Genomic DNA, 19736 nt, shown 5'->3' with positions numbered 1-19736 from the left:
CCCGGGGCCGGCACACGCCCGCGGTCGCGCGCGACCCGCTCGGGGGACGGCTCACCCGGTCGTGCGGCGGTCCCCCTCCCGCGCGGGTGCCGAGGCCCGGGCCGCGGGGATCGAGGCCGGCGCCGTCTCGTCGGGCAGCTGGACGCCGGTCTCGTCCACGGCCCTCTCGGCGTCGAGCGTGGGCGGCGCGAGCAGCCGGACGACAAGGACCGCGAGGACCGCGCCGACCAGCGGGGCCAGGATGAACAGCCACACGTGCTCCAGGGGCTGCCCGCCGGCGAAGAGGGCCGGGCCCAGCGACCGGGCGGGGTTCACCGACGTGCCGGTCAGCGGGATGCCGATCAGGTGGACGGCGGCCAGGGTGAGCCCGATGGCCAGGCCGGCGAAGCCTGGGGACGCGGCCTTGCCGGTGACCAGCAGGACCACCGCGACCAGCACGAAGGTCAGCAGCGTCTCCAGCACGAACGCACCGGGGCCGCTGATCGCCACGCCCCAGTCGTTCGCGCCCAGCACGCCGGTCTGGTCGGTGACCTCGCCGAAGTCGCTGGTCAGCAGCTGGAGGACGGCGGCGCCCGCGATGCCACCGGCGAACTGGGCGACCCAGTAGGCGCCGGCCTCGGACGCCGTCATGCCGCGGGAGAGCAGCACGCCCAGCGTCACGGCCGGGTTGATGTGGCAGCCCGACACCGGGCCGATCGCGTAGGCCAGCGCCAGCAGCGTGAGACCGAAGGCGAGGGCGACGCCGAGCGCACCGATGCTGTCGATGCCTCCGACGGCCGCGCCGACGGCCAGCGTCACGAGCAGCGCGGTCCCGAGGAACTCGGCGACCAGGGAGCGGAGAAGGGTCGGGGACACGTGCGACCTCCCGGACGGCCGCAACCGCTCCCCCGCGCCGCCGTGGACGACGACCACGGTGCGGATGCCACCCAGCATGACCGACCGGCGACCGTCGGTACAGCGGTCAGCTCGCCGGTGACTCCGCAGCAGCCGGCCGCCGCCGCGGGAGCCGCAGCCACGCCGGGCGCCGCAACCACGCCGGGCGCCGCAACCACGTCGGGCGCCTGAGCCACGCCGGGCGGCGCGGCCCGCGGAGCGGCAGCACCCCGACGGTCACGGCGGCGAGGGCCGTGATCGCCAGCACCTGCCGGGCCACCCCGGTGCCGTCCGGGAGGACCAGCAGGAGCAGCCCCGCCGCCAGGGTCGCACCGGCTGCCACGGCTCCGAGCACGACCGGCCGCCGGTGCCCGGCACGACGGCCGACCAGCCAGAGCAGGGCCAGGACCGCGACGCCGACGGCTCCACCGACCGCCGCCGTCCCCAGCGCGACCGCGGTCGCCAGGCCGGCCGTCCGCCACGCAGCCGCGGCGCCGGACCGCCGTCGCGGAGGCGTCGGCGCCCGGCCCGGCCGCACCGGGAGCAGGGAGACCAGGAGGAGGAGCACGACCGCCGCCGCACCGCCGGCGAGCGCCAGCCGGTACCCGTCGGCCGGGGCGAACTCGAGCCGGACGGTCCCGCCCGGGCCCTCCGGCAGCAGGTAGCCCTGCTGCCAGCCGTCGACCGTCACCGCCTCGACCTCGCGCCCGTCCAGCCGGGCCACCCAGCCGGCGTTGGCGTTCTCGGGGACCACCAGCAGCGTCGGCTCGTCCCGCGCGCCGACCTCGACCGCGCGGTGCTCGGCGTCCCAGCGGGTGCGCTCGACCGGCGTCCGGCCGGCGGGACCGGCCTCGACCGTCGCGCCGTCCCGCGTGAGAGTCACCGACCGGGCGGTGAGCAGGAAGCCGGCCCGGGACTGCAGCCGGTGCTCCCCTTCGGGGAGGAACACCGCCGAGGACCCCGAGCAGACCTCCAGCGGGACGGGCTCGCCGGCCAGCAGCGCGCCCAGCGTCGTGGTGGCCGCGGTCTGGACCACCTCACCGTCCACCTGCACGTCCGGCCCGGCCCCGCACGGGAAGGGGACCTCGGTCTCCGGGGCCAGCACCGGGTTGGGGCCGCCGACCTCCAGCTCGCTCACACCGATCCCCAGCCGCTGCTCCCAGCCGGTGCGGGGGTCGACGGTCTCGCGGAAGTCGGGCAGCTCGAAGGTGACCGACAACCGGTCGGTCACCACCGGCGCGAACCGGGCGGTGCCGTCGGCCTCCAGCTGCAGCGTGCGCCGCAGGCCCCCGCCGTCGTCGATGCTCACCGCCGCCGCGGAGGAGGCCGGCACACCGGGGTCGGTGACGACGCGGAGCGAGTCGATCGTCCGGACCTCCGGGAAGGTGAGGGTCAGCGTGGGCCGCTCGTCGTCCACCCCGGCCAGCCAGGTGGTGCCCGGGTCGCCGTCGACGGCCGCCGCGGGGCTGGCCCGCGGGTCCCACAGCGAGCTGCTGCTGGCCTCGGGTCGCGGGCCGCCGCGGATCAGCGCGAGCATCGCGTCGAAGGCCGGCCCGAGGCGCGGCAGGCCGGTCGCCGCGACCTCGTGCTCCGCGTCCCCCACCGTGTCGAAGACCCGGTCCAGCACCAGGCTCTCCTCGGCGGCGTCGGCGAGCGCGGCGGCGCAGCGCGGCGCCCCGGCGGCGTCGACGACGCAGCCGGTCCGGCCGGCCGAGACGTCGAAGGCGTAGGTCTGCACCGGCGCGTCCACCGGCGGGGCGACCAGGGTCCGCTGCACGTCGACGCCGGTGAGCGAGACCTCCGCGAGCGAGAGCCCCGACCCCGAGGTGGCCGAGGCGTCCGGGACGGTGCTGATGGTCAGGGAGGTCGAGGGCCCCGAGGCCAGCGGGAGGATCTGCGGTTCACCGGTGTCCGCGACCGGGACGGTGACCGTGCCGCCGTCCGTGGTCAGCCGCAGCCGCTCGGGCCGCTCGCCCCCCAGCTGCGCGCCCAGGCGGACGATGACCCCCGAGGCCGAGAAGGGCTCCAGGGTCGAGACCCGCCACCACGCGGGCTCGGACGTGTCCGCCCACGGCGCCGGCTGCCAGGCCGTCAGCAGGTTGCGGTCCAGCGCCGACCACGGCTGGGCGTCGAGCTGGGGGGCCTGGAAACCATCGGCGTCCGAGGCGGAGCTGGAGGCGCTCAGGTGCCCGTTGAAGTAGGCGACGGTCGACTCGGCGAGGTCCTCGTCCGGCGTGGTGTAGTCCCGGGCGGGCGCGTCCAAGCGCACGGGGTCCATGACGGCCATGCCCGCGGACGTCGCGCCCGCGATGCGGCCGAAGTTGCGCTCCCGCCGGACCCAGGCGTCGCTCAGCACCACGGTGGGGACGTCGAGCGCCCCCGCGGACACCGTGGGGCGGTCGGTGACCAGCCCCCGGTCCTCGAGCGCCAGCAGCGCGTCCGGACCGCCGTGGACGCCGACCGCCGCCGACAGCGGCGCGGTCCAGGCGCGGGGCGCGACGTCGGCCACCTCGTAGACCTGGATGGCGGGGGCCGGCTCCTGCAGCCCGGCGTCGACCACCGTCTCCCCGTCCGGGGCGTCCTCGCCCACGAGGGGACCGAACTCGGCGACCGGGGTGATGCCCGGCGACCTCGCCAGGGCCTGCCGGACCAGCAGCGGCCGGGTCGAGCCGGCGGTCTCGGTGTCGAGGTCGTTCCGCAGCACCAGGTGGGAGATCCCGGCGCGGGCGAGGAACGGAGCCAGGCCGGTGGAACCCTCGCCGCGGGAGAGCCGCCCCTCCACGGCGTCCAGCATCCGGATGTGGCCCTCCGGGGTCAGCGGGATCTGGTTGCGGACGTCCCACGGCGAGCGCGCCAGCGACTGGAGGGGTTCGTCGGTGGCCGAGCCCCAGGCGTAGGTGGGGAACGACGACCCCGGCACCAGCAGCGCCCGCCCGCTCGACTGCTCGTCGGCCAGGAACCGCGCCGTCTCCCGCCAGTGAGCGGGCAGGTCCTCGAAACCGGTCGGCGGCACGAGACGCCCGGCCAGGGCCGGCGACGCCGTGGCCACCAGCGCCAGCACGAGGGCGGCCAGCACCCCGCGAGCGGCCCACGCGAGGGCCGGCCCCCGGTCGGGCCCCGGGCCGCCGTCCGCAGGCACGCGCCGGCGAGCCCGCCGTACCAGGACCGCACCGAGATGGGCCAGCCCGAGCACCAGCGGCAGCCGGAGCACCGGGTCGAACTTGTGGACGTTCCGCAGCGGGGCCAGGGGCCCGTCCAGGGCCTCGCGCAGCCAGCCGGCCGCCATCCCGTCCACCGTGGCGAGGTGGCCCATCGACACCAGGGCCACCCCGGTGAGCACGGCCAGCACGAGCCACCGCCGCTCGGGCAGGTCGCGGCGGCACAGCGCCGCCAGGCCGGCGGCCGCCAGGACGACCGTGGCTGCGACGGGGAGCGCGTCCTCGAGCAGGGACCACCCCGCCGGCCAGACCGGGCCCTGCCGCGTGCGGATCGAGGCCACCCACAGCGAGGTGCCGCGCAGCACGCTGAGGACGTCGGTCGGGGCGGTCGTCGTCGCGGCCGATTCGATGTAGTCCAGGAAGCGCGGGCTGTAGCGGCCCAATGTCAGGAGGGGGCCGATCCACCAGGCGGTGGCCAGCGCGACGGCCAGCGCCCACCAGCCGATCAGGCGTCGGCGGAGCGCTCCGGGCGGGCGGGTGAGCAGGAACAGCGCGGCCAGCGGTAGCGCCGCGGCCGTCGCCACGGCGTTGACCCCGCCGATGCAGAACACGACCAGCCCCGAGCGGGTCGCCGCCCGCCGCGCCGAGCCGTGCAGCGCCACGCCCGCCAGCGGCACCACGACCCACGGCGTCAGGGCCATCGGCACCATCTCGACCGAGTGCGCGCCCAGCGAGGTGACCATCCGCGGCGCCAGGGCGTACGCGATGCCGGCCACCAGCGCGGTCGTCGGCGTGCCGATGCGCAGCCGGCGGGCGAGGACCACCACGCCCAGGAACGCCACGCTCATGAGCGCGGCCAGCCACAGCCGCTGCACCAGCCACGGCGGCAGCCCCAGCAGCCGGCCGAGCACGAAGAACGGCCCCATCGGGAAGAAGTAGCCGTACGCCTGGTTCTGCAGCTGCCCCGCGGAACCCTGCGGCTCCCAGAGCGTCAGCGCACGAGCGAGGAACCCGACCGGGTCCACGACCAGGTCCAGCTTGGTGTCACCGACGATCTCACCCGGACGCTGCAGGACCGAGAGCAGCACGAAACCCAGGCACACCAGCGCGTAGCGGCCGCGCCCCAGCAGCCACCGGAGGCCGCCGCCGCGGCGCTGCACCGGATCCGCGAGCGGAGCCGGGCGGGTGGTGGTCGCGCCGGTCAGCTCGTCGAGCGGGATCGTCGCCATGTCCCCGGCCTCAGGCCACCGGGGCGGGCTGCCGGACAGGCCCGTCCGGCACCTGCTGGGTCGGCCGCGCCGGCCTGCGGGCGGCGAGCAGCACTCCCCCGGCCACCAGGACCGCCCCTGCGCCCCCGGCCACCCACGGGAGGACCGCGCCGGGGGCGCCGGCGGCGAGGTCCCGCGCCTCCCGCGTGCGGGCGACCGCCTCGGCCACGCTGTCCTCGGACGAGCGGAACGCCCCGCCGAGCAGGACCGCGCCCGCCGTGCCGTCCCGGCCCCGCAGGCGGGTCAGGGGGATCTCCTCGATCTGGACCACGACGCCGCTGACCGGCTCCACGAGCAGGTCGCGCGTGGTGCTGTGCACGACGTCGGCCGGCGCGCTCGGCCCGGTGCCGCCGAGGAGCGCCCCCGGAACGGTCACCGAGCGGACGACCTGCTCGGGGACCACGTGCTCGTACCGCTGGACCTCGAGACCGCGGAAGCGCTCCGTGCCGACGTAGCGCAGCGGGAAGGACGCCTGGACGGTGTCGTCCCACATCATCCGGTCCTGCTCCCGCGTGGCCGGCGGCAGGACGTCCACCAGGCCGCGGACGGCGGCCGGCCGGCCGTCCACCGACGCCGCCGGGCAGTCGACCGCCTCGGCGGTGCGCCGGTCCAGGCAGGCCGTCGTCGTCCCGGTCCCGAGCAGCGTCCCGTCCGCGGCGCGCGTGCTCCGCTCGTACGCCCGGATCGCGGGGCCGTCGGGCTCGGCGTCGGGATCGGCGTCGTCGCGGACGCGCAGCGACACCGTCACCTGCTCGCCGGACCGCTGCTCGAGCGTCACCGGGTCGAGGAAGGTGACGTCCGCGCCCACGACGACGGTGTCGTAGGCCACCTCGCGCGGGAGCTCCGCCGCGGACGCCGGCGACCCGGCGGGCGCCAGCGCGGCGACGGCGAGCGTGACGCCACCGAGCGCGGCCAGGGCCCGCCCGAGGACACGTGCCCGCATGCAGCCCCCCTCGCCAGGCCGGTCGCGCGTGCCGCGATCGACCGGAGTCCGTCGGTTCGTATCACGCTGCGCGACGAACCGACAGGCCTCGCCTGCCGACGGGTGAACACCGAGGACGTGCGTCGTCGCCCGTTCGGGTGGCGTTCGCTGACCCCGAGTGACGAGGCGAACGTGCTCGGTCAGAAATGCGCCGTCACGCGCGGATCCGCCGCATTCCGGCCGGAACTGTGCCTTTTCCGGGGGCTTATGACCCAGGTCACCTGCACTACTGTGCCGCGAATGTTCGACGGGCCCGTGGACACCGACGTCCTCTTCGTCAATTGGCGCGACCTCAGCCATCCGCAGGGTGGCGGGTCCGAGCGGTACGTGCACCGGGTCGCCGAAGGTCTGGCGGCCGCCGGGTTGCGGGTCACCCTGCTCTGCGCCGCCCACGAGCGGGCCCCGGCCGAGGAGGTCGTGAACGGCGTGCGCATCGTCCGGCGGGGTGGCCGGCTGAGCGTCTACCCCCGGGCGCTGGCCTACGTGCGCCGCCACCGCCCGCGACTGGTCGTCGACGTGCAGAACGGGATCCCGTTCTGCAGCACGCTGGTGACGCGGACGCCGGTGACCGTGCTGGTCCACCACGTGCACCGGGAGCAGTGGCCCATCGTCTTCGGCCGCATCGGTGGTCGGATGGGCTGGTGGCTCGAGTCGGTGCTCGCCCCCCGGGTCTACCGCCGGGCGCGCTACATCGCTGTCTCCGAGGCCACCCGTGGGGAGATGGTGGAGCTCGGCATCGACGCGGAGCGCATCAGCATCGTCCCCGTCGGGATCGAGCCGGCCCTGGAGGTGACGACGCCGCGCTCCCCCACGCCCGAGCTGGTCGTGCTCTCCCGGCTGGTGCCGCACAAGCGCGTCGAGCACGCTCTCGAGGTGCTCGCCAGGCTCCGCGACCGCTGGCCGGACCTGCGGCTGACCGTGGTCGGGGACGGGTGGTCCGAGGAGGACCTGCGCGCGGAGGCCGTACGCCTCGGCGTGGCCGACCGGGTCACCTTCGCCGGTTTCGTGGACGAGCAGACCAAGCACGAGCACCTCGCCTCGGCCTGGGTGCACCTGGTCCCGTCGGTCAAGGAGGGCTGGTGCCTCGTGGTCAACGAGGCGGGCGGCCACGGCGTGCCCACCGTCGGCTACCGGTCGGCCGGCGGGCTGCGCGAGTCCGTCGTCGACGGGGTCAGCGGGGTGCTCGTCGACGACCTCGACGAGATGACCGCCGCGACCGCGCGGCTGCTCGAGGAGGACGGCACGCGCGAGGCCATGGGGCGCGCCGCCCAGCAGCACGCGGCTGCGTTCGCGTGGCCGGCCACCGTGCGCGCCTTCGCCGCCGTGCTGGCCCGCTCGGCACGGGCCGCCGGGGCCGCGGCCTCCGCCCCGGACCACGGGCTCGACGATCTCGCGCACGCCCTGGAGCGGGCCGCGGTGGCCGTCGTCTTCACCGGGAACACCGCGAGCGAGCAGACGCCCGCAGAGGGCCACGACGTGCTCCTGCACCGGCACCTGGACCTGCGCACGGATGAGGCCGACCTCCCGCCGGCCCTGCAGAGCAGGACCGCCTGACGACGACTACGAGGTGCCGCTGAGCCCGTCCGGCCACGGCGTGCCGACCGCCACGTCGTCGACGCAGACCTCCCCGGCGGGGGCGCCCGAGGCACGGACCGTCACCGGCCCCTGCTGCCCCGTCACGACGAACATGGCCTGCCCGGCTCCGGCCGGCACCGTGAGGTCCTGCCGGTCCTCGCCGACGGCCAGGTGCAGGGTCACCGGCGCGGGGCTGTCGTAGGAGAGCCGGAGGACCTGCACGCCGTACCAGATCGGGACGTCGCCGAGCTCCTGCTCCCCCGCGGGCAGGGGCCAGCCGCAGTCCGCCACCGGGCCCACGGCCTCGAAGATCGGCTCGAGCAGCGTGATCGGCCGCAGGACCGCGTCCTTGTCGAACATCCCCATGGCGGTCGCCGGCTGGTCGAAGCGGCGCTCCTCGCCCAGGGCGCGGAGCGTCTCGTCGAGGTCGAAGTCGTCGAAGATCGAGACGTGCACGGCCGGCAGGGCGCTCACCACCGACATCCCGGGGTTGGCGTCCATCGTCTGCAGCACGTCGGTGAGGTACTGCCTCGACCGGTCGTGCCGCAGCTCGCCCACGACGAGCGACGTGGTGACCAGGGAGCTGGAGACGAGCAGCGCGCCCACCGCCGCCGCGGGCGCCATCGACCGGCGAGCCACCGAGGACTCCCGCCGGGGCCCGCTGAACGCGGCGCAGCAGCCGATCGCGATGACCGGGAGCGCGTCGGTCACGTAGCGGGGGTCGCGCGCGGCGATGTCCAGGTTGGCCGCACGGGTGAGCTGGACCAGCGCGACGACCACCGCGAGGTAGCCGAGGACGAGGAGCCAGGCCTTGACGGCCGGGAGCCCGCGCTGCCGGATGCTGACGGCGATCACGGCGAGCGCGAGGGCCGCGAAGAGGACGGCCAGCGGCAGCGCGGGTTCCGCCGCGAGGGTGTCCTCGGCACCCGCGCTCGTCCAGGGGCCACCGAACAGCCCCGGGACCAGCATCGCGAAGACCGTCTCGGCGGTCGTCGGCAGCACCCTCCCCAGCTCGGGGTCGAGGGTCGAGCGGCCGACCACGGAGAGGTAGAAGGGCACGTAGGCCGCGACCAGCACCGCGTGCGGGAGGAGGTACGGCCAGGAGTCCAGCACCCTCCGCAGGCTGCGGCGCCAGGGCGTGCCGGCCTCCTCCACGAGCACGAGGACGGCCACCAGCAACGCCGGGACGAGGACGGCCTTCTCCCAGAACAGCAGGCCGAGCGCCGTCCCGGCTGCCGACACGGCCGCCCACGCCCACGACCGGTCCCGGTAGGCGCGCACCCCGCCGAGCAGCGCCGTCAGCATGGCGATCTGCAGGGGCAGCGCCTCCAGGCCGGCCGCGAGCCAGGTGGCGACCGTCAGCCCCAGCGGGCTGAACAGGTACACGGCGAAGGGCACCAGGATCCACGGTGACCGGCCGAACAGCTGCCGGAGCACCGCCAGGAGCAGGCAGGACGCCACCAGCTGCAGGGCCAGCAGCCACAGCGCCGCGGGGAGGAAGGACGGCCCGGGGTCGCGCCCGATCAACCCGTAGACCAGGTTGGGCCCGATCTCCAGGTGACCGTTGTGCTCGCGGACGAGGAAGTCCCCGGACAGCCCCGTGCGCTGGAGGAGCGTCAGGTGGAACAGGTCGTCCTGCCAGAAGTACGAGCGCATGACGACGACGGCGCGCACGCAGGTCTGCAGCAGGATGAGCAGGACGCCGGCGACGAGCAGCGGATCGGCCCGCCACGCGCGCCACCGGTCGGTCCCCGTGTGCCCGAGCATGCGCGCAGCGTGCCACGTGCGCGGCCCGGGTGTCCGCCGACCGGAGCGCCGTCCGCGCAGTCACCCGACCGGGCGAGGGGCGGCTCAGTCCTCCGCGGAGCGCCCGTAGAAGACGGCCTCGACGACGCCGCGCGCCTGCCGGGTGGTGCGGTGGTAGTCGTCGAGGAACCGGCCGGCCTCGGTGTCGGGGCCGTACCCGCAGGCGCGGGCCACGCCCTCGAGCTCGAGCCCGGGCCGCGGCAGCTGGTCGCTGGGGCGGCCGCGCACGAGGAACACGGCGTTGCGCGCCCGGGTGGCGATCTCCCACGCCGCGCGCAGCGCCGCGCCGTCCTCGGCGGACAGCAGGCCGGCGTCCCCGGCGGCCTGCAGCCCCTGCACGGTGGTGCGGACGCGCAGCTCCGGCACCTCACCTGCGTGCTGCAGCTGCAGCAGCTGCACCGTCCACTCCACGTCGGCCAGCCCGCCGCGGCCGAGCTTGGTGTGCGTGGCCGGATCGGCGCCGCGGGGCAGCCGCTCGCGCTCCACCCGGGCCTTGATGCGGCGGATCTCGGCCACCTGCTCCTGGGCGATGCCGCCCTCCGGGTAGCGGATGGGGTCGACCATGGCCACGAACGCCGCGCCCAGGTCCTCGTCGCCGGCGACCGGGACGGCCCGGAGCAGCGCCTGCACCTCCCAGACCGAGACCCAGCGCTCGTAGTACTCGCGGAAGGCCGAGAGGCTGCGGGTCAGCGCCCCCTGCCGCCCCTCCGGCCGGAGGTCGGCGTCGATCTCGAACGCCGGGTCCGGGGCCGGCTCGGACAGCAGCCGCCGCAGCGTGTGTGCGACGGCGTTCGCCGTCGCCGTGGCCGCGGCCTCGTCGGCGCCCGGCCGCGGGCGGTGCACGAACAGCACGTCGGCGTCCGAGCCGTAGCCCAGCTCGCCGCCGCCGAGCCGGCCCATGCCGATGACGGCCATGTCCACGGGCAGGTCGGCGACCTCCGTGCCGGCCTCCAGCGCCTGGGCGCGCAGGGCGACGTCGAGCCCGGTCCGCAGCGTGGCGACGGCGACGTCGGTCAGCGCCTCCCCCACCCGCAGCACGTCCAGCCGGCCCAGCAGGTCGGCGCAGGCGATGCGCAGCAGCTCCTGCCGGCGCAGGCTGCGCAGCACGCGGATCCCGGCCTGCGGATCCCCGGCGCGCTTCGCCGCCTGTCCCCAGGCCCCCGTCAGCGCGGACACCCCGCGCGGCTCCAGCTCGGCGTCGTCGGCCAGCAGCCGCAGCGCCTCGGGGGTGCGGGTGAGCAGGCCGGCGACGTACTGGCTCGAGCCCAGCAGCTGCGCCAGCCGCTCGGCCACCTGGCCCTCGTCGCGCAGCAGCCGCAGGAACCACTGGTTGCCGCCGAGCGCCTCGCTGACCTGCCGGTAGGCCAGCAGCCCGGCGTCGGGGTTGGGGCAGGAGGCGAAGGTCTGCAGCAGCACCGGCAGCAGGTACTTCTGCATCGACGCCGAGCGGGAGACCCCGCCGGTCAGCGCGCCGAGGTGCCGCAGCGCGGCCTCCGGGTCGCCGAAGCCCAGCGCGCGCAGCCAGTCGCCGGCCGCCTTGGAGCCCAGCTGCAGCCGCTCGCCGGGCACGCGGGCCACCGCCGAGAGCAGCGGCCGGTAGAACAGCTTCTCGTGCAGCCGGCGCACCTCGCGGGTGTGCAGGGCCAGCTCGGCCCGCAGGACCTCGACCGCCCCACCGCGGGCGTCGGGCTTGTAGCCCAGCGACCGGGCCAGCCAGCGCAGCTGCTGCTCGTCGGTGGGCAGCAGGTGGGTGCGCCGCAGCCGGAGCAGCTGCAGCCGGTGCTCCACCGTGCGCAGGAACCGGTAGGAGGCGATCAGCGTGGCGGCGTCGTCGCGGCCGACGTAGCCGCCCGACGAGAGCGCCAGCAGCGCCGGCAGGGTGCCCCCCACACGGAGGGACGCGTCGGCCCGGCCGTGCACCAGCTGCAGCAGCTGGACGGCGAACTCGACGTCGCGCAGGCCGCCCCGGCCGAGCTTGAGCTCGCGCTCGGCCTGCGCCGGCGGGATGTTGTCCTCGACCCGGCGGCGCATCGCCTGCACCTCGCCGACGAAGCCGGGGCGGTCGCCGGCCCGCCACACCAGTGGCCAGAGCGCGTCGACGTAGGAGCGGCCGAGGTCGGGATCCCCCGCGACCGGGCGCATCTTGAGCAGCGCCTGGAACTCCCAGGTGCTGGCCCACTGCTCGTAGTAGGCCGTGTGCCCGGCGACGGTTCGCACCAGCACCCCGGCCTTGCCCTCCGGCCGCAGCGCGGCGTCGACCTCCCAGGCCGCCTCGCGGCAGATCCGCATCAGCGCGGCGGCCACCCGGGTCGCGCTGCCGAGGGCGGCGCTCTCGTCGTCGGCGGGGTCCACCGGCTCGCCGACGAAGACGACGTCGACGTCGCTGACGTAGTTGAGCTCGCGCCCACCGGTCTTGCCCAGCGCGATCACCGCCAGCCGGCAGGCCGCGGCGTCGGCCGGCTGCTCGGCAACGGCGAGGGCCAGCCCCGCGGTCAGCACGGCCGCGGCGATGTCGGCGAGCTCGGCGGCGGCCTCCTCGGCGGCGAGGGCGTCGCCGAGGTCGCGGCCGGCCAGGGAGAGGATGGCCCGCCGGTAGGCCAGCCGGAGCCCGGCGACGCGGGCGGGCGAGGCGTCCGGCGCCCCCTTGCCCAGGCGCACGCCCCACGGCGGGTCGTCCGGGTCGGCGCCCACCGCGGTGAGCATGTGCCGCTCCAGCGCCTGCGGGGTGGGCCGGGCCTGGCCGCCGTCCTCGGCGTCGAGGACCGTCCAGTCGTCGGGGTGCGCCGCCAGGTGGTCGGCCAGCCCGGAGCTCGCGCCCAGCACGGCGAGCAGCCGGCTGCGCAGCAGCGCCGACCCGCGCAGGCGGGCGAGCAGCGCGGCGGCCGCCTCGCCGTCGGCGTCGGCCTCGTCGAGCGCCTCGACCAGCCGGTGCAGCGAGCGGACGGCGAGGTCGGGGTCACCGGCACGGGCCAGCGCGGCGACCACCGGCCCGGCCTCGGGATCGGCCGGCTCGTTGCGCTCGAGGTCCCACAGGCCCAGGTCCGGGTGGGACAGCAGGCGGGCGGCTCGTTCGCCGTCCTCGAAGCCGAACCGCACCAGCCGGACGACGGCGCGGCGCGGGATCTCCCCGTCGGGACCCACCGGCTCAGACCACCTGCGGGGCGTGCGCCCGCACCAGGTCGGCGAAGCGCCCGGCGAAGGGCTCCCACGTGCCGGCGAGGTCGTCGTGCACCGCGTCGGCGCGGGCGCACAGCGTCTCCACGTCGACGGGCGCGGCCGCCACGCCCACCGGGTCACCGGCCGCCCAGGCCCGCACCAGCTCGGGTGTCGTCTCGATGTGGAACTGGATGCCGTAGACCGCCTCCCCCACCCGGAAGGCCTGGTGGGCGTAGTGCGGATTGCTCGCCAGCAGGGTGGCGCCCGGCGGGAGCGCGGCGATCTCGTCGTGGTGCCAGGCGACGACGTCGGGCGAGAGCGGCAGCGGCCCGAACAGCGGATCGGCGTAGGCGGCGTCCCGCTTGGCGACCAGGGTCGCGCCGACCTCGGGACCCTCGCTCCCCACCCGCACGGTGCCCCCGCCGACCTGCGCGAGCAGCTGGGCGCCGAGGCACACGGCGAGGGTCGGGGTGCCGGTGGCGATCGCCGCGCGCAGCAGCGCGCGCACGCCGGCGAGCTCCGGGCTGGTCGCCTCGTCGTCGGTCGCCGACTGCGGACCGCCGAGGACCAGCAGCCCGTCGTGGCCCTCGAGGGTCTCGGGCAGCGCGTCCCCGCGCCCGAGGTGCCGCTCGTCGAGGATCAGGCCGGCCCCGGTCAGCCACCCGCCCAGCCGGGCCGGCGGGTCGGTCTCGCTCGGGACGACGACGAGGAGGCGGGCCACCCCCAGGAGGTTAGCCGCGCCGGCCGACCCTCCCGCCGGGACGTGCGGCGCGCACGGCCGGTTCCCCCTACGGTGCCGGTACCTGCACGAGCCGGTACCGGGAGAGGAGCGCGCGTGGGCACCGTGGCGCGTCCCGATCCGCCGGGAGCTGCCCGCGAGAGGGCGCCCGGAGCGCACCGGCAGCCGGCCGGCCGCTGGGTGCTGCCGGTCGCGCTCGCGCTCGTCGCCGTGCAGACCGGGCTCCGGATCTGGGTGCTCTCGGGCCGGACCTACTACGGCGACGACTTCGACCTGCTGCACCTGGCCGACCGGTCCGCGCTGCTCTCGCCGTCGTACCTGCTCACCGACTACGTCGGCCACCTCATGCCCGGCGCCTTCCTGGTGGCCGGGCTGGTCGAGCGGGCCGGGCCGCTGGAGTGGGGGCCGGCGCTGGTGAGCCTGGTCGCCCTGCAGCTGCTCGCCTCGCTCGCGCTGCTCCGGCTGCTGCGCGTGCTGCTCGGCGATCGGCCGGCGCTCCTCGTCCCGCTCGCGCTCGGGCTGTTCAGCCCGATGACGTTGGGCTTCGCGACCTGGTGGGCGGCCGCGCTCAACTCGGTCCCGCTGCAGATCGGGCTGGCCTGGTTCCTGGCCGACGCGGTGCTGCTCGCGCGGACCGGGCGCCGCCGCCACGCGGTCAGCGGGACCGCGGCGCTGGTCTTCGCGCTGGCCTTCTACCTCAAGGCCGTGCTGGTCCTGCCGATCGGCGTCGGACTGCTGGCCGTGGTGCTGCTCCGCGACGGGGTCCCGCACCCCGTCCGGGCGGCGCTGCGCCGGGGCCGGGCGCTGTGGGCCGGCTCGGGCGTGGTGCTCGCCGTCTGGGCGGTCACCTACCTGGCGACGCGGGAGACACGCGTGATCAGCGACGGCAGCGCCCGGGACGTGCTCCTCACCGTCACGACCGGCTTCGAGGCGCTCGCCCAGGCGGCGCTGGGCGGGCCGTTCAGCTGGGACATCCGCCCTCCCTCGACACCGATCGCGGGCCTGCCGGCGTCCGTCGTCGTCGCCGGCGCGGTGCTGTTGCTGGCGGCGTGCGCGGGGACCGTGCTGCTCCTCCGGGGCGCCGCGGCCGTCTGGGCACTGGTCGTCGTCACCGTCGCCGCCGGGCTGCTCATGGCCGCGCTGGGCCGCTCGGGCGCGGGCCTCGGCGAGGTGGCGCCCCGCGCCTACCGCTACTACGCCGTCGAGTCGGTGCTGCTGCCGGTGGCCGTGGCCCTGCTGGCCTCGCTCCCGCCCCGGCGGACGCGCGACCCCGCCGTCGTCCGGCCGGCCGCGGGGTTCCCGCGGTGGGCCGTCCCCTTCGTGGCGGTGCTCACCGCGTTGTTCGTCGGCGGCTCCCTGCTCTCCACCGCCGGTTACGCGCGGGCGTGGCGGGAGGACCGCACCGCCGGCTACCTGGCCACCGCGCGGGCCTCGCTCGCGGCCGCGGGTCCGACCCCCCTGCTCGAGCAGCCGCTGCCCTCCGACGTGCTGTCGGACTGGAGCTACCCGGGCAACCTGACCTCGCACGCGCTCGCCCCGCTCCCCGACCGCCCGCCGTTCTCCTCCTCCACCCCCGAGCTGCGGCTCCTCGACGACGCCGGCCACCTGGTGCCGGCCCGGCTCGAGCCCGGCATCCGCGTGCTGTGGGGCCCGGTCCCCTCCTGCGGGTACCTCGTGTCCTCCGGGCAGCCGGCCACGCTCCCGCTCGAGAGCGCCGTTCCCGACTGGGTGTGGACGGTGCGGCTGGACTACCTCACCGCGGCCGACGCCGTGCTGACCGTCGCGCCTGAGGGCGGCGCGCCGGTGGACGTCCCCGTCACCGCCGGCGCCGGCTCCGTCTTCGTCCGGATGACGGGGCCGACGACCGCGCTCCAGGTGGCCCGGACGGGAGACGGCCCCGACGTGTGCGTGCTGGGCGGGGTGCTCGGGCAGCCCGTCCTGTGAGAGGCGGACCGCCCGGCGTTCACAGCCCGGGCAGGTACCGCTGCAGCTCGAAGGGCGTCACGTTGCGCCGGTAGGAGTTGAACTCCTCCCACTTGTTGCGGAGGAAGAACTCGAAGACGTGCTCCCCCAGGGTCTCGGCGACCAGCTCGCTGCCCTGCATGGCGGTCAGCGCCTCGCCGAGGGACACCGGCAGGTCCTCGTAGCCGGCGGCGCGCCGCTCGGTGTCGGTGAGCGACCAGACGTCGTCCTCCGCCTCCGGCGGCAGCTCGTAGCCCTTCTCGATGCCCTTGAGCCCGGCGGCGAGCAGGACGGCGAAGGTCAGGTAGGGGTTGCACGCCGAGTCCGGCGAGCGGACCTCGACCCGTGCCGACTGCGCCTTGCTGGGCTTGTACTCGGGCAGTCGCACCAGCGCGGAGCGGTTGGCCCGGCCCCAGGTGGCGGCCGTCGGAGCCTCGGTGCCGGCGAGCAGCCGACGGTAGGAGTTGACCGTCTGGTTGGTGACGGCGGTGACCTCGCGGGCGTGGGTGAGCAGCCCGGCGATGAACTGCTTGGCCGTGGTGGACAGCCGGATCGGGTCCGCTGCGTCGTAGAACGCGTTGCGGTCGCCCTCGAACAGCGAGAAGTGGGTGTGCATCGCCGAGCCGGCCAGCTCGGTGAACGGCTTGGGCATGAAGGTGGCGTGCACGTTCTGCGCCAGCGCCACCTCCCGGACGACGTGCCGCAGCGTCATGATGTTGTCGGCCATCGACAGCGCATCGGCGTAGCGCAGGTCGATCTCCTGCTGGCCGGGGGCGACCTCGTGGTGGCTGAACTCCACCGAGATGCCCATCGCCTCGAGTGCGAAGACGGCCTCGCGGCGGAAGTCGTGCGCGACGTTGTGCGTGGAGAGGTCGAAGTAGCCGCCGGTGTCGGCGGGCTCCGGCGGCCGGCCGTCGGTCGGCAGGTCCTTGAGCAGGAAGAACTCGATCTCGGGGTGGGTGTAGAAGGTGAACCCCATGTCCGCGGCCTTGGCCAGCGCCCGGCGCAGCACGTGCCGCGGGTCGGCCCACGACGGCGAGCCGTCGGGCAGCGTGATGTCGCAGAACATCCGCGCGGTGTCGCTGGGCCGGCCCTCGCGGCCGGGCATCACCTGGAAGGTGCCCGGGTCGGGCTTGGCGAGCATGTCGGACTCGTAGACCCGGGCGAAGCCCTCGATCGCCGAGCCGTCGAAGCCGATCCCCTCGGCGAACGCCGCCTCGATCTCGGCGGGGGCCACCGCGACGGCCTTGAGGTAGCCCGACACGTCGGTGAACCACAGCCGGACGAACCGGATGTCCCGCTCTTCCAGGGTGCGCAGGACGAACTCCTGCTGTCGATCCATGCTCGCCATGATCGCGTCCGCTCGTTTCCGGGATGTGACAGCCGCCTTGTCCGGGCCCCAGCCTGCCCCTTCCGGAGGAGCCGCACACCGCTTCCGGCCACGTCGGTGCGGCGTGTCGTCCGCGGCGGGGTGCTCCCGGGGTCCCGCGTGGCCGGGCATCGCGGTCCGAGACCAGACTGTGCGGCGTGAGCGATCAGGGACCGGTGCAGCTGCGGGTGGCGATGGCCCAGGTGGACACGCGGGTCGGCGACCTCGAGGGCAACCGCGAGCTCGTCGTGCGGTGGACCGCGCGGGCGGCGGCGGAGGCGGCCCACCTCGTGGTGTTCCCCGAGATGACGCTGACCGGCTACCCGCCCGAGGACCTCGTGCTGCGCGAGTCGTTCGCGCGGGCCAGCGAGCGCACGCTGGTCGAGCTCGCGGCCGACCTCGCCGATCAGGGGCTGGGCGGCATCGCCGTCGTCGTGGGGTACCTCGCGCACACCCAGGGCGCCGGCCCGGCGCCGGTGGACTCCACGCCGGCCGACGACGACCGCCCGGGTGACGCCAACCCGCGCCGGGGTGCGCCGCGCAACGCCGCCGCGCTGCTGTTCGGCGGCGAGGTCGTCGTCCGCTACTACAAGCGGCACCTGCCCAACTACGGCGTCTTCGACGAGGCGCGGTACTTCGTGCCCGGCACCGAGCTGCCGGTCGTCCGGCTGCACGGCGTCGACGTCGCGCTGACCGTGTGCGAGGACCTGTGGGTGGAGGGCGGCCCGTGCGGGGTCGCCGGGCAGGCCGGGGTCGACCTCGTCGTCTCCCCGAACGCCTCGCCCTACGAGCGGGCCAAGGACGACCTGCGGCTGCCGCTGGTGCGCCGCCGGGCGGCCGAGGCGCGGGCCACGGTCCTCTACTGCAACCAGGTCGGCGGGCAGGACGAGCTGGTCTTCGACGGCGACTCGATGGCGGTGGCCGCCGACGGCACCCTGCTCGCCCGCTCGCCGCAGTTCGTCGAGCACCTCGCGACCATCGACCTCGACCTCGACCCGGCCGCGGTGCCCGAGCGCCGCGCGGGCCGGATCGGCCCGATGACGGTCACCCGCCACGTGGTGACCGAGGCCCCGATGCCCGCCTTCGACCGGCGGCCCTCCACCGTCGTCGAGCCGCTCAGCGACTGCGAGGAGGTCTGGCGCGCGCTGGTCCTGGGCCTGCGGGACTTCATCGACAAGAACGGCATGCCCTCGGTCGTGCTCGGCATGTCCGGCGGCATCGACTCGGCCCTGGTCGCCGCGCTCGCCGTCGACGCGCTCGGTCCCGACCGGGTGCACGGGGTCGGCCTGCCGTCCCGGTGGTCCAGCGAGCACTCGCTGTCCGACGCCGAGGACTCCGCCCGGCGGCTGGGGATGCACTACTCCGTCGTCCCGATCGCGCCGATGGTCGACGCGTACGAGGCCTCGGTCGAGCTCTCCGGCGTCGCCGCGGAGAACCTGCAGGCGCGGGTGCGCGGCACCCTGCTCATGGGGTTGTCCAACCAGCACGGCCACCTGCTGCTGGCGACGTCGAACAAGAGCGAGGTGGCCGTGGGCTACTCGACGCTCTACGGCGACGCCGCGGGCGGGTTCGCGCCGATCAAGGACGTGCCGAAGACGCTGGTCTGGGACCTGGCGCGCTGGCGCAACTCCTACGCCCGCGACCGCGGCGAGACCGAGCCGATCCCGCAGAACTCGATCGACAAGCCGCCGTCGGCGGAGCTCGCCCCGGGCCAGCAGGACAGCGACTCGCTGCCCTCCTACGAGGTGCTCGACGCCGTCATCGCCGACTACGTCGACCGCGACCTCGGGATGGCCGAGCTGCTGGAGCGCGGCCACGACCCGGAGATCGTCGCCCGCGTGCTCCGGCTGGTCGACACGGCGGAGTTCAAGCGCCGGCAGTCGGCCCCCGGCACCAAGATCAGCCTCAAGGCGTTCGGCCGCGACCGGCGGCTGCCCGTGACCAACCGGTGGCGGGAGACCCTGCCCACCGTGCGCGAAGGAGCGGACACATGACCGAGTCGGTGCTGTACGGCGGCACGTCGACCGCGCGGGTGCGGGTGCACCACCTGCAGCAGGCCAAGGACCGGGGCGAGAAGTGGGCGATGCTCACCGCCTACGACACCTACAGCGCGGCCATCTTCGAGGAGGCCGGCATCCCGGTGATGCTCGTCGGCGACTCCGCGGGCAACGTCGTCCTCGGGCACTCGAGCACCGTGCAGGTGACGGTCGAGGACATGCTGCTGCTGACCAAGGCGGTCACCCGCTCGACGAAGCGCTCGCTGATCGTCGCCGACCTGCCCTTCGGCTCCTACGAGTCCGGCCCGCAGCAGGCCTTCGAGACCGCGGTGCGGCTGATGAAGGAGGGCGGGGCGCAGGCGGTGAAGCTCGAGGGCGGCGTCCGGGTGGCCCCGCAGATCAGGCTGCTGCACGACTCGGGCATCCCGGTCATGGCGCACATCGGCTTCACGCCGCAGAGCGAGCACGCCCTGGGCGGGTTCCGGGTGCAGGGCCGCGGTGCCGGTGCCGAGCAGCTGCTGGCCGACGCCCGCGCGGTGCAGGAGGCCGGCGCCTTCGCCGTCGTGCTGGAGATGGTGCCCGCCTCCATAGCCGCCCAGGTGACGAAGGAGCTCGCCATCCCGACCGTCGGCATCGGGGCGGGGCCGGACTGCGACGCCCAGGTGCTCGTGTGGCCCGACATGGCCGGGCTCAACGGCGGGCGGGTGCCGAAGTTCGTGAAGAAGTACGCCGACCTGCGGGGCGAGCTGCTGCGCGCGGCGCAGGAGTACGCGGACGAGGTGCGCGGCGGCGTCTTCCCGGGCCCCGAGCACTCGTTCGAGTAGCCAGCAGGCCGTAGCCGATGGCGTTGA

The 19736-nt window shown here is 75.7% G+C and carries 11 protein-coding genes; 4 read left to right on the top strand and 7 right to left on the bottom strand.

Going from position 1 to position 19736, the window contains the following annotated elements; translation table 11 throughout:
* Positions 1 to 51: 51 nt before the first annotated feature.
* The 3 genes from ACI79H_RS05530 to ACI79H_RS05520 form a co-directional block, all read right to left on the bottom strand.
* Positions 52 to 855, bottom strand: a complete 804-nt coding sequence (locus ACI79H_RS05530) for an MIP/aquaporin family protein (RefSeq protein WP_456553372.1) — start codon at positions 853 to 855, stop codon at positions 52 to 54.
* Positions 856 to 961: 106 nt separating this feature from the next.
* Complete coding sequence (locus tag ACI79H_RS05525) at positions 962 to 5260, bottom strand: alpha-(1->3)-arabinofuranosyltransferase domain-containing protein (protein ID WP_456553371.1); 4299 nt, start codon at positions 5258 to 5260, stop codon at positions 962 to 964.
* Between the two features lie 10 nt (positions 5261 to 5270).
* Complete coding sequence (locus ACI79H_RS05520; RefSeq protein ID WP_456553370.1) at positions 5271 to 6242, bottom strand: porin PorA family protein; 972 nt, start codon at positions 6240 to 6242, stop codon at positions 5271 to 5273.
* A 279-nt stretch (positions 6243 to 6521) separates the two neighbouring features.
* Between ACI79H_RS05520 and ACI79H_RS05515 the strand changes: the two genes are divergently transcribed.
* Positions 6522 to 7835, top strand: coding sequence for a glycosyltransferase family 4 protein (locus tag ACI79H_RS05515; protein ID WP_456553369.1), 1314 nt, complete (start codon positions 6522 to 6524; stop codon positions 7833 to 7835).
* 6 nt (positions 7836 to 7841) lie between these two features.
* Here the strand turns inward: ACI79H_RS05515 and ACI79H_RS05510 are convergent, their stop codons facing one another.
* From ACI79H_RS05510 to ACI79H_RS05500, 3 genes are all read right to left on the bottom strand, one after another.
* Positions 7842 to 9623: a hypothetical protein gene (locus tag ACI79H_RS05510; RefSeq protein ID WP_456553368.1), complete on the bottom strand. Its 1782-nt coding sequence runs from the start codon at positions 9621 to 9623 to the stop codon at positions 7842 to 7844.
* A gap of 84 nt (positions 9624 to 9707) precedes the next feature.
* Positions 9708 to 12803 carry a bifunctional [glutamine synthetase] adenylyltransferase/[glutamine synthetase]-adenylyl-L-tyrosine phosphorylase gene (locus ACI79H_RS05505; protein ID WP_456553367.1) on the bottom strand — a complete coding sequence of 1032 codons (3096 nt, stop codon included), beginning with the start codon at positions 12801 to 12803 and terminating at the stop codon, positions 9708 to 9710.
* 4 nt (positions 12804 to 12807) lie between these two features.
* Positions 12808 to 13539, bottom strand: coding sequence for a type 1 glutamine amidotransferase (locus tag ACI79H_RS05500; protein ID WP_456553366.1), 732 nt, complete (start codon positions 13537 to 13539; stop codon positions 12808 to 12810).
* A gap of 114 nt (positions 13540 to 13653) precedes the next feature.
* Here ACI79H_RS05500 and ACI79H_RS05495 point away from each other — a divergent pair, with 114 nt between their 5' ends.
* Positions 13654 to 15501 (top strand): hypothetical protein, encoded by a 1848-nt coding sequence (locus ACI79H_RS05495; protein ID WP_456553365.1) that lies wholly within the window; start codon positions 13654 to 13656, stop codon positions 15499 to 15501.
* Between the two features lie 19 nt (positions 15502 to 15520).
* Here the strand turns inward: ACI79H_RS05495 and glnA are convergent, their stop codons facing one another.
* Positions 15521 to 16861 carry a type I glutamate--ammonia ligase gene (glnA, locus tag ACI79H_RS05490; RefSeq protein ID WP_456553364.1) on the bottom strand — a complete coding sequence of 447 codons (1341 nt, stop codon included), beginning with the start codon at positions 16859 to 16861 and terminating at the stop codon, positions 15521 to 15523.
* 185 nt (positions 16862 to 17046) lie between these two features.
* Between glnA and ACI79H_RS05485 the strand changes: the two genes are divergently transcribed.
* On the top strand, positions 17047 to 18882 hold the full coding sequence (locus tag ACI79H_RS05485; protein ID WP_456553363.1) for an NAD+ synthase: 1836 nt from the start codon (positions 17047 to 17049) through the stop codon (positions 18880 to 18882).
* Positions 18879 to 19709 (top strand): 3-methyl-2-oxobutanoate hydroxymethyltransferase, encoded by an 831-nt coding sequence (panB, locus tag ACI79H_RS05480; RefSeq protein ID WP_456553362.1) that lies wholly within the window; start codon positions 18879 to 18881, stop codon positions 19707 to 19709. Before ACI79H_RS05485 ends, panB begins: the two co-directional genes overlap by 4 nt.
* The last annotated feature ends 27 nt before the right edge of the window (positions 19710 to 19736 follow it).

This window comes from Blastococcus sp. SYSU D01042 (genome assembly GCF_054050515.1).
This window is presented reverse-complemented; position numbering and strand designations above follow the sequence as displayed.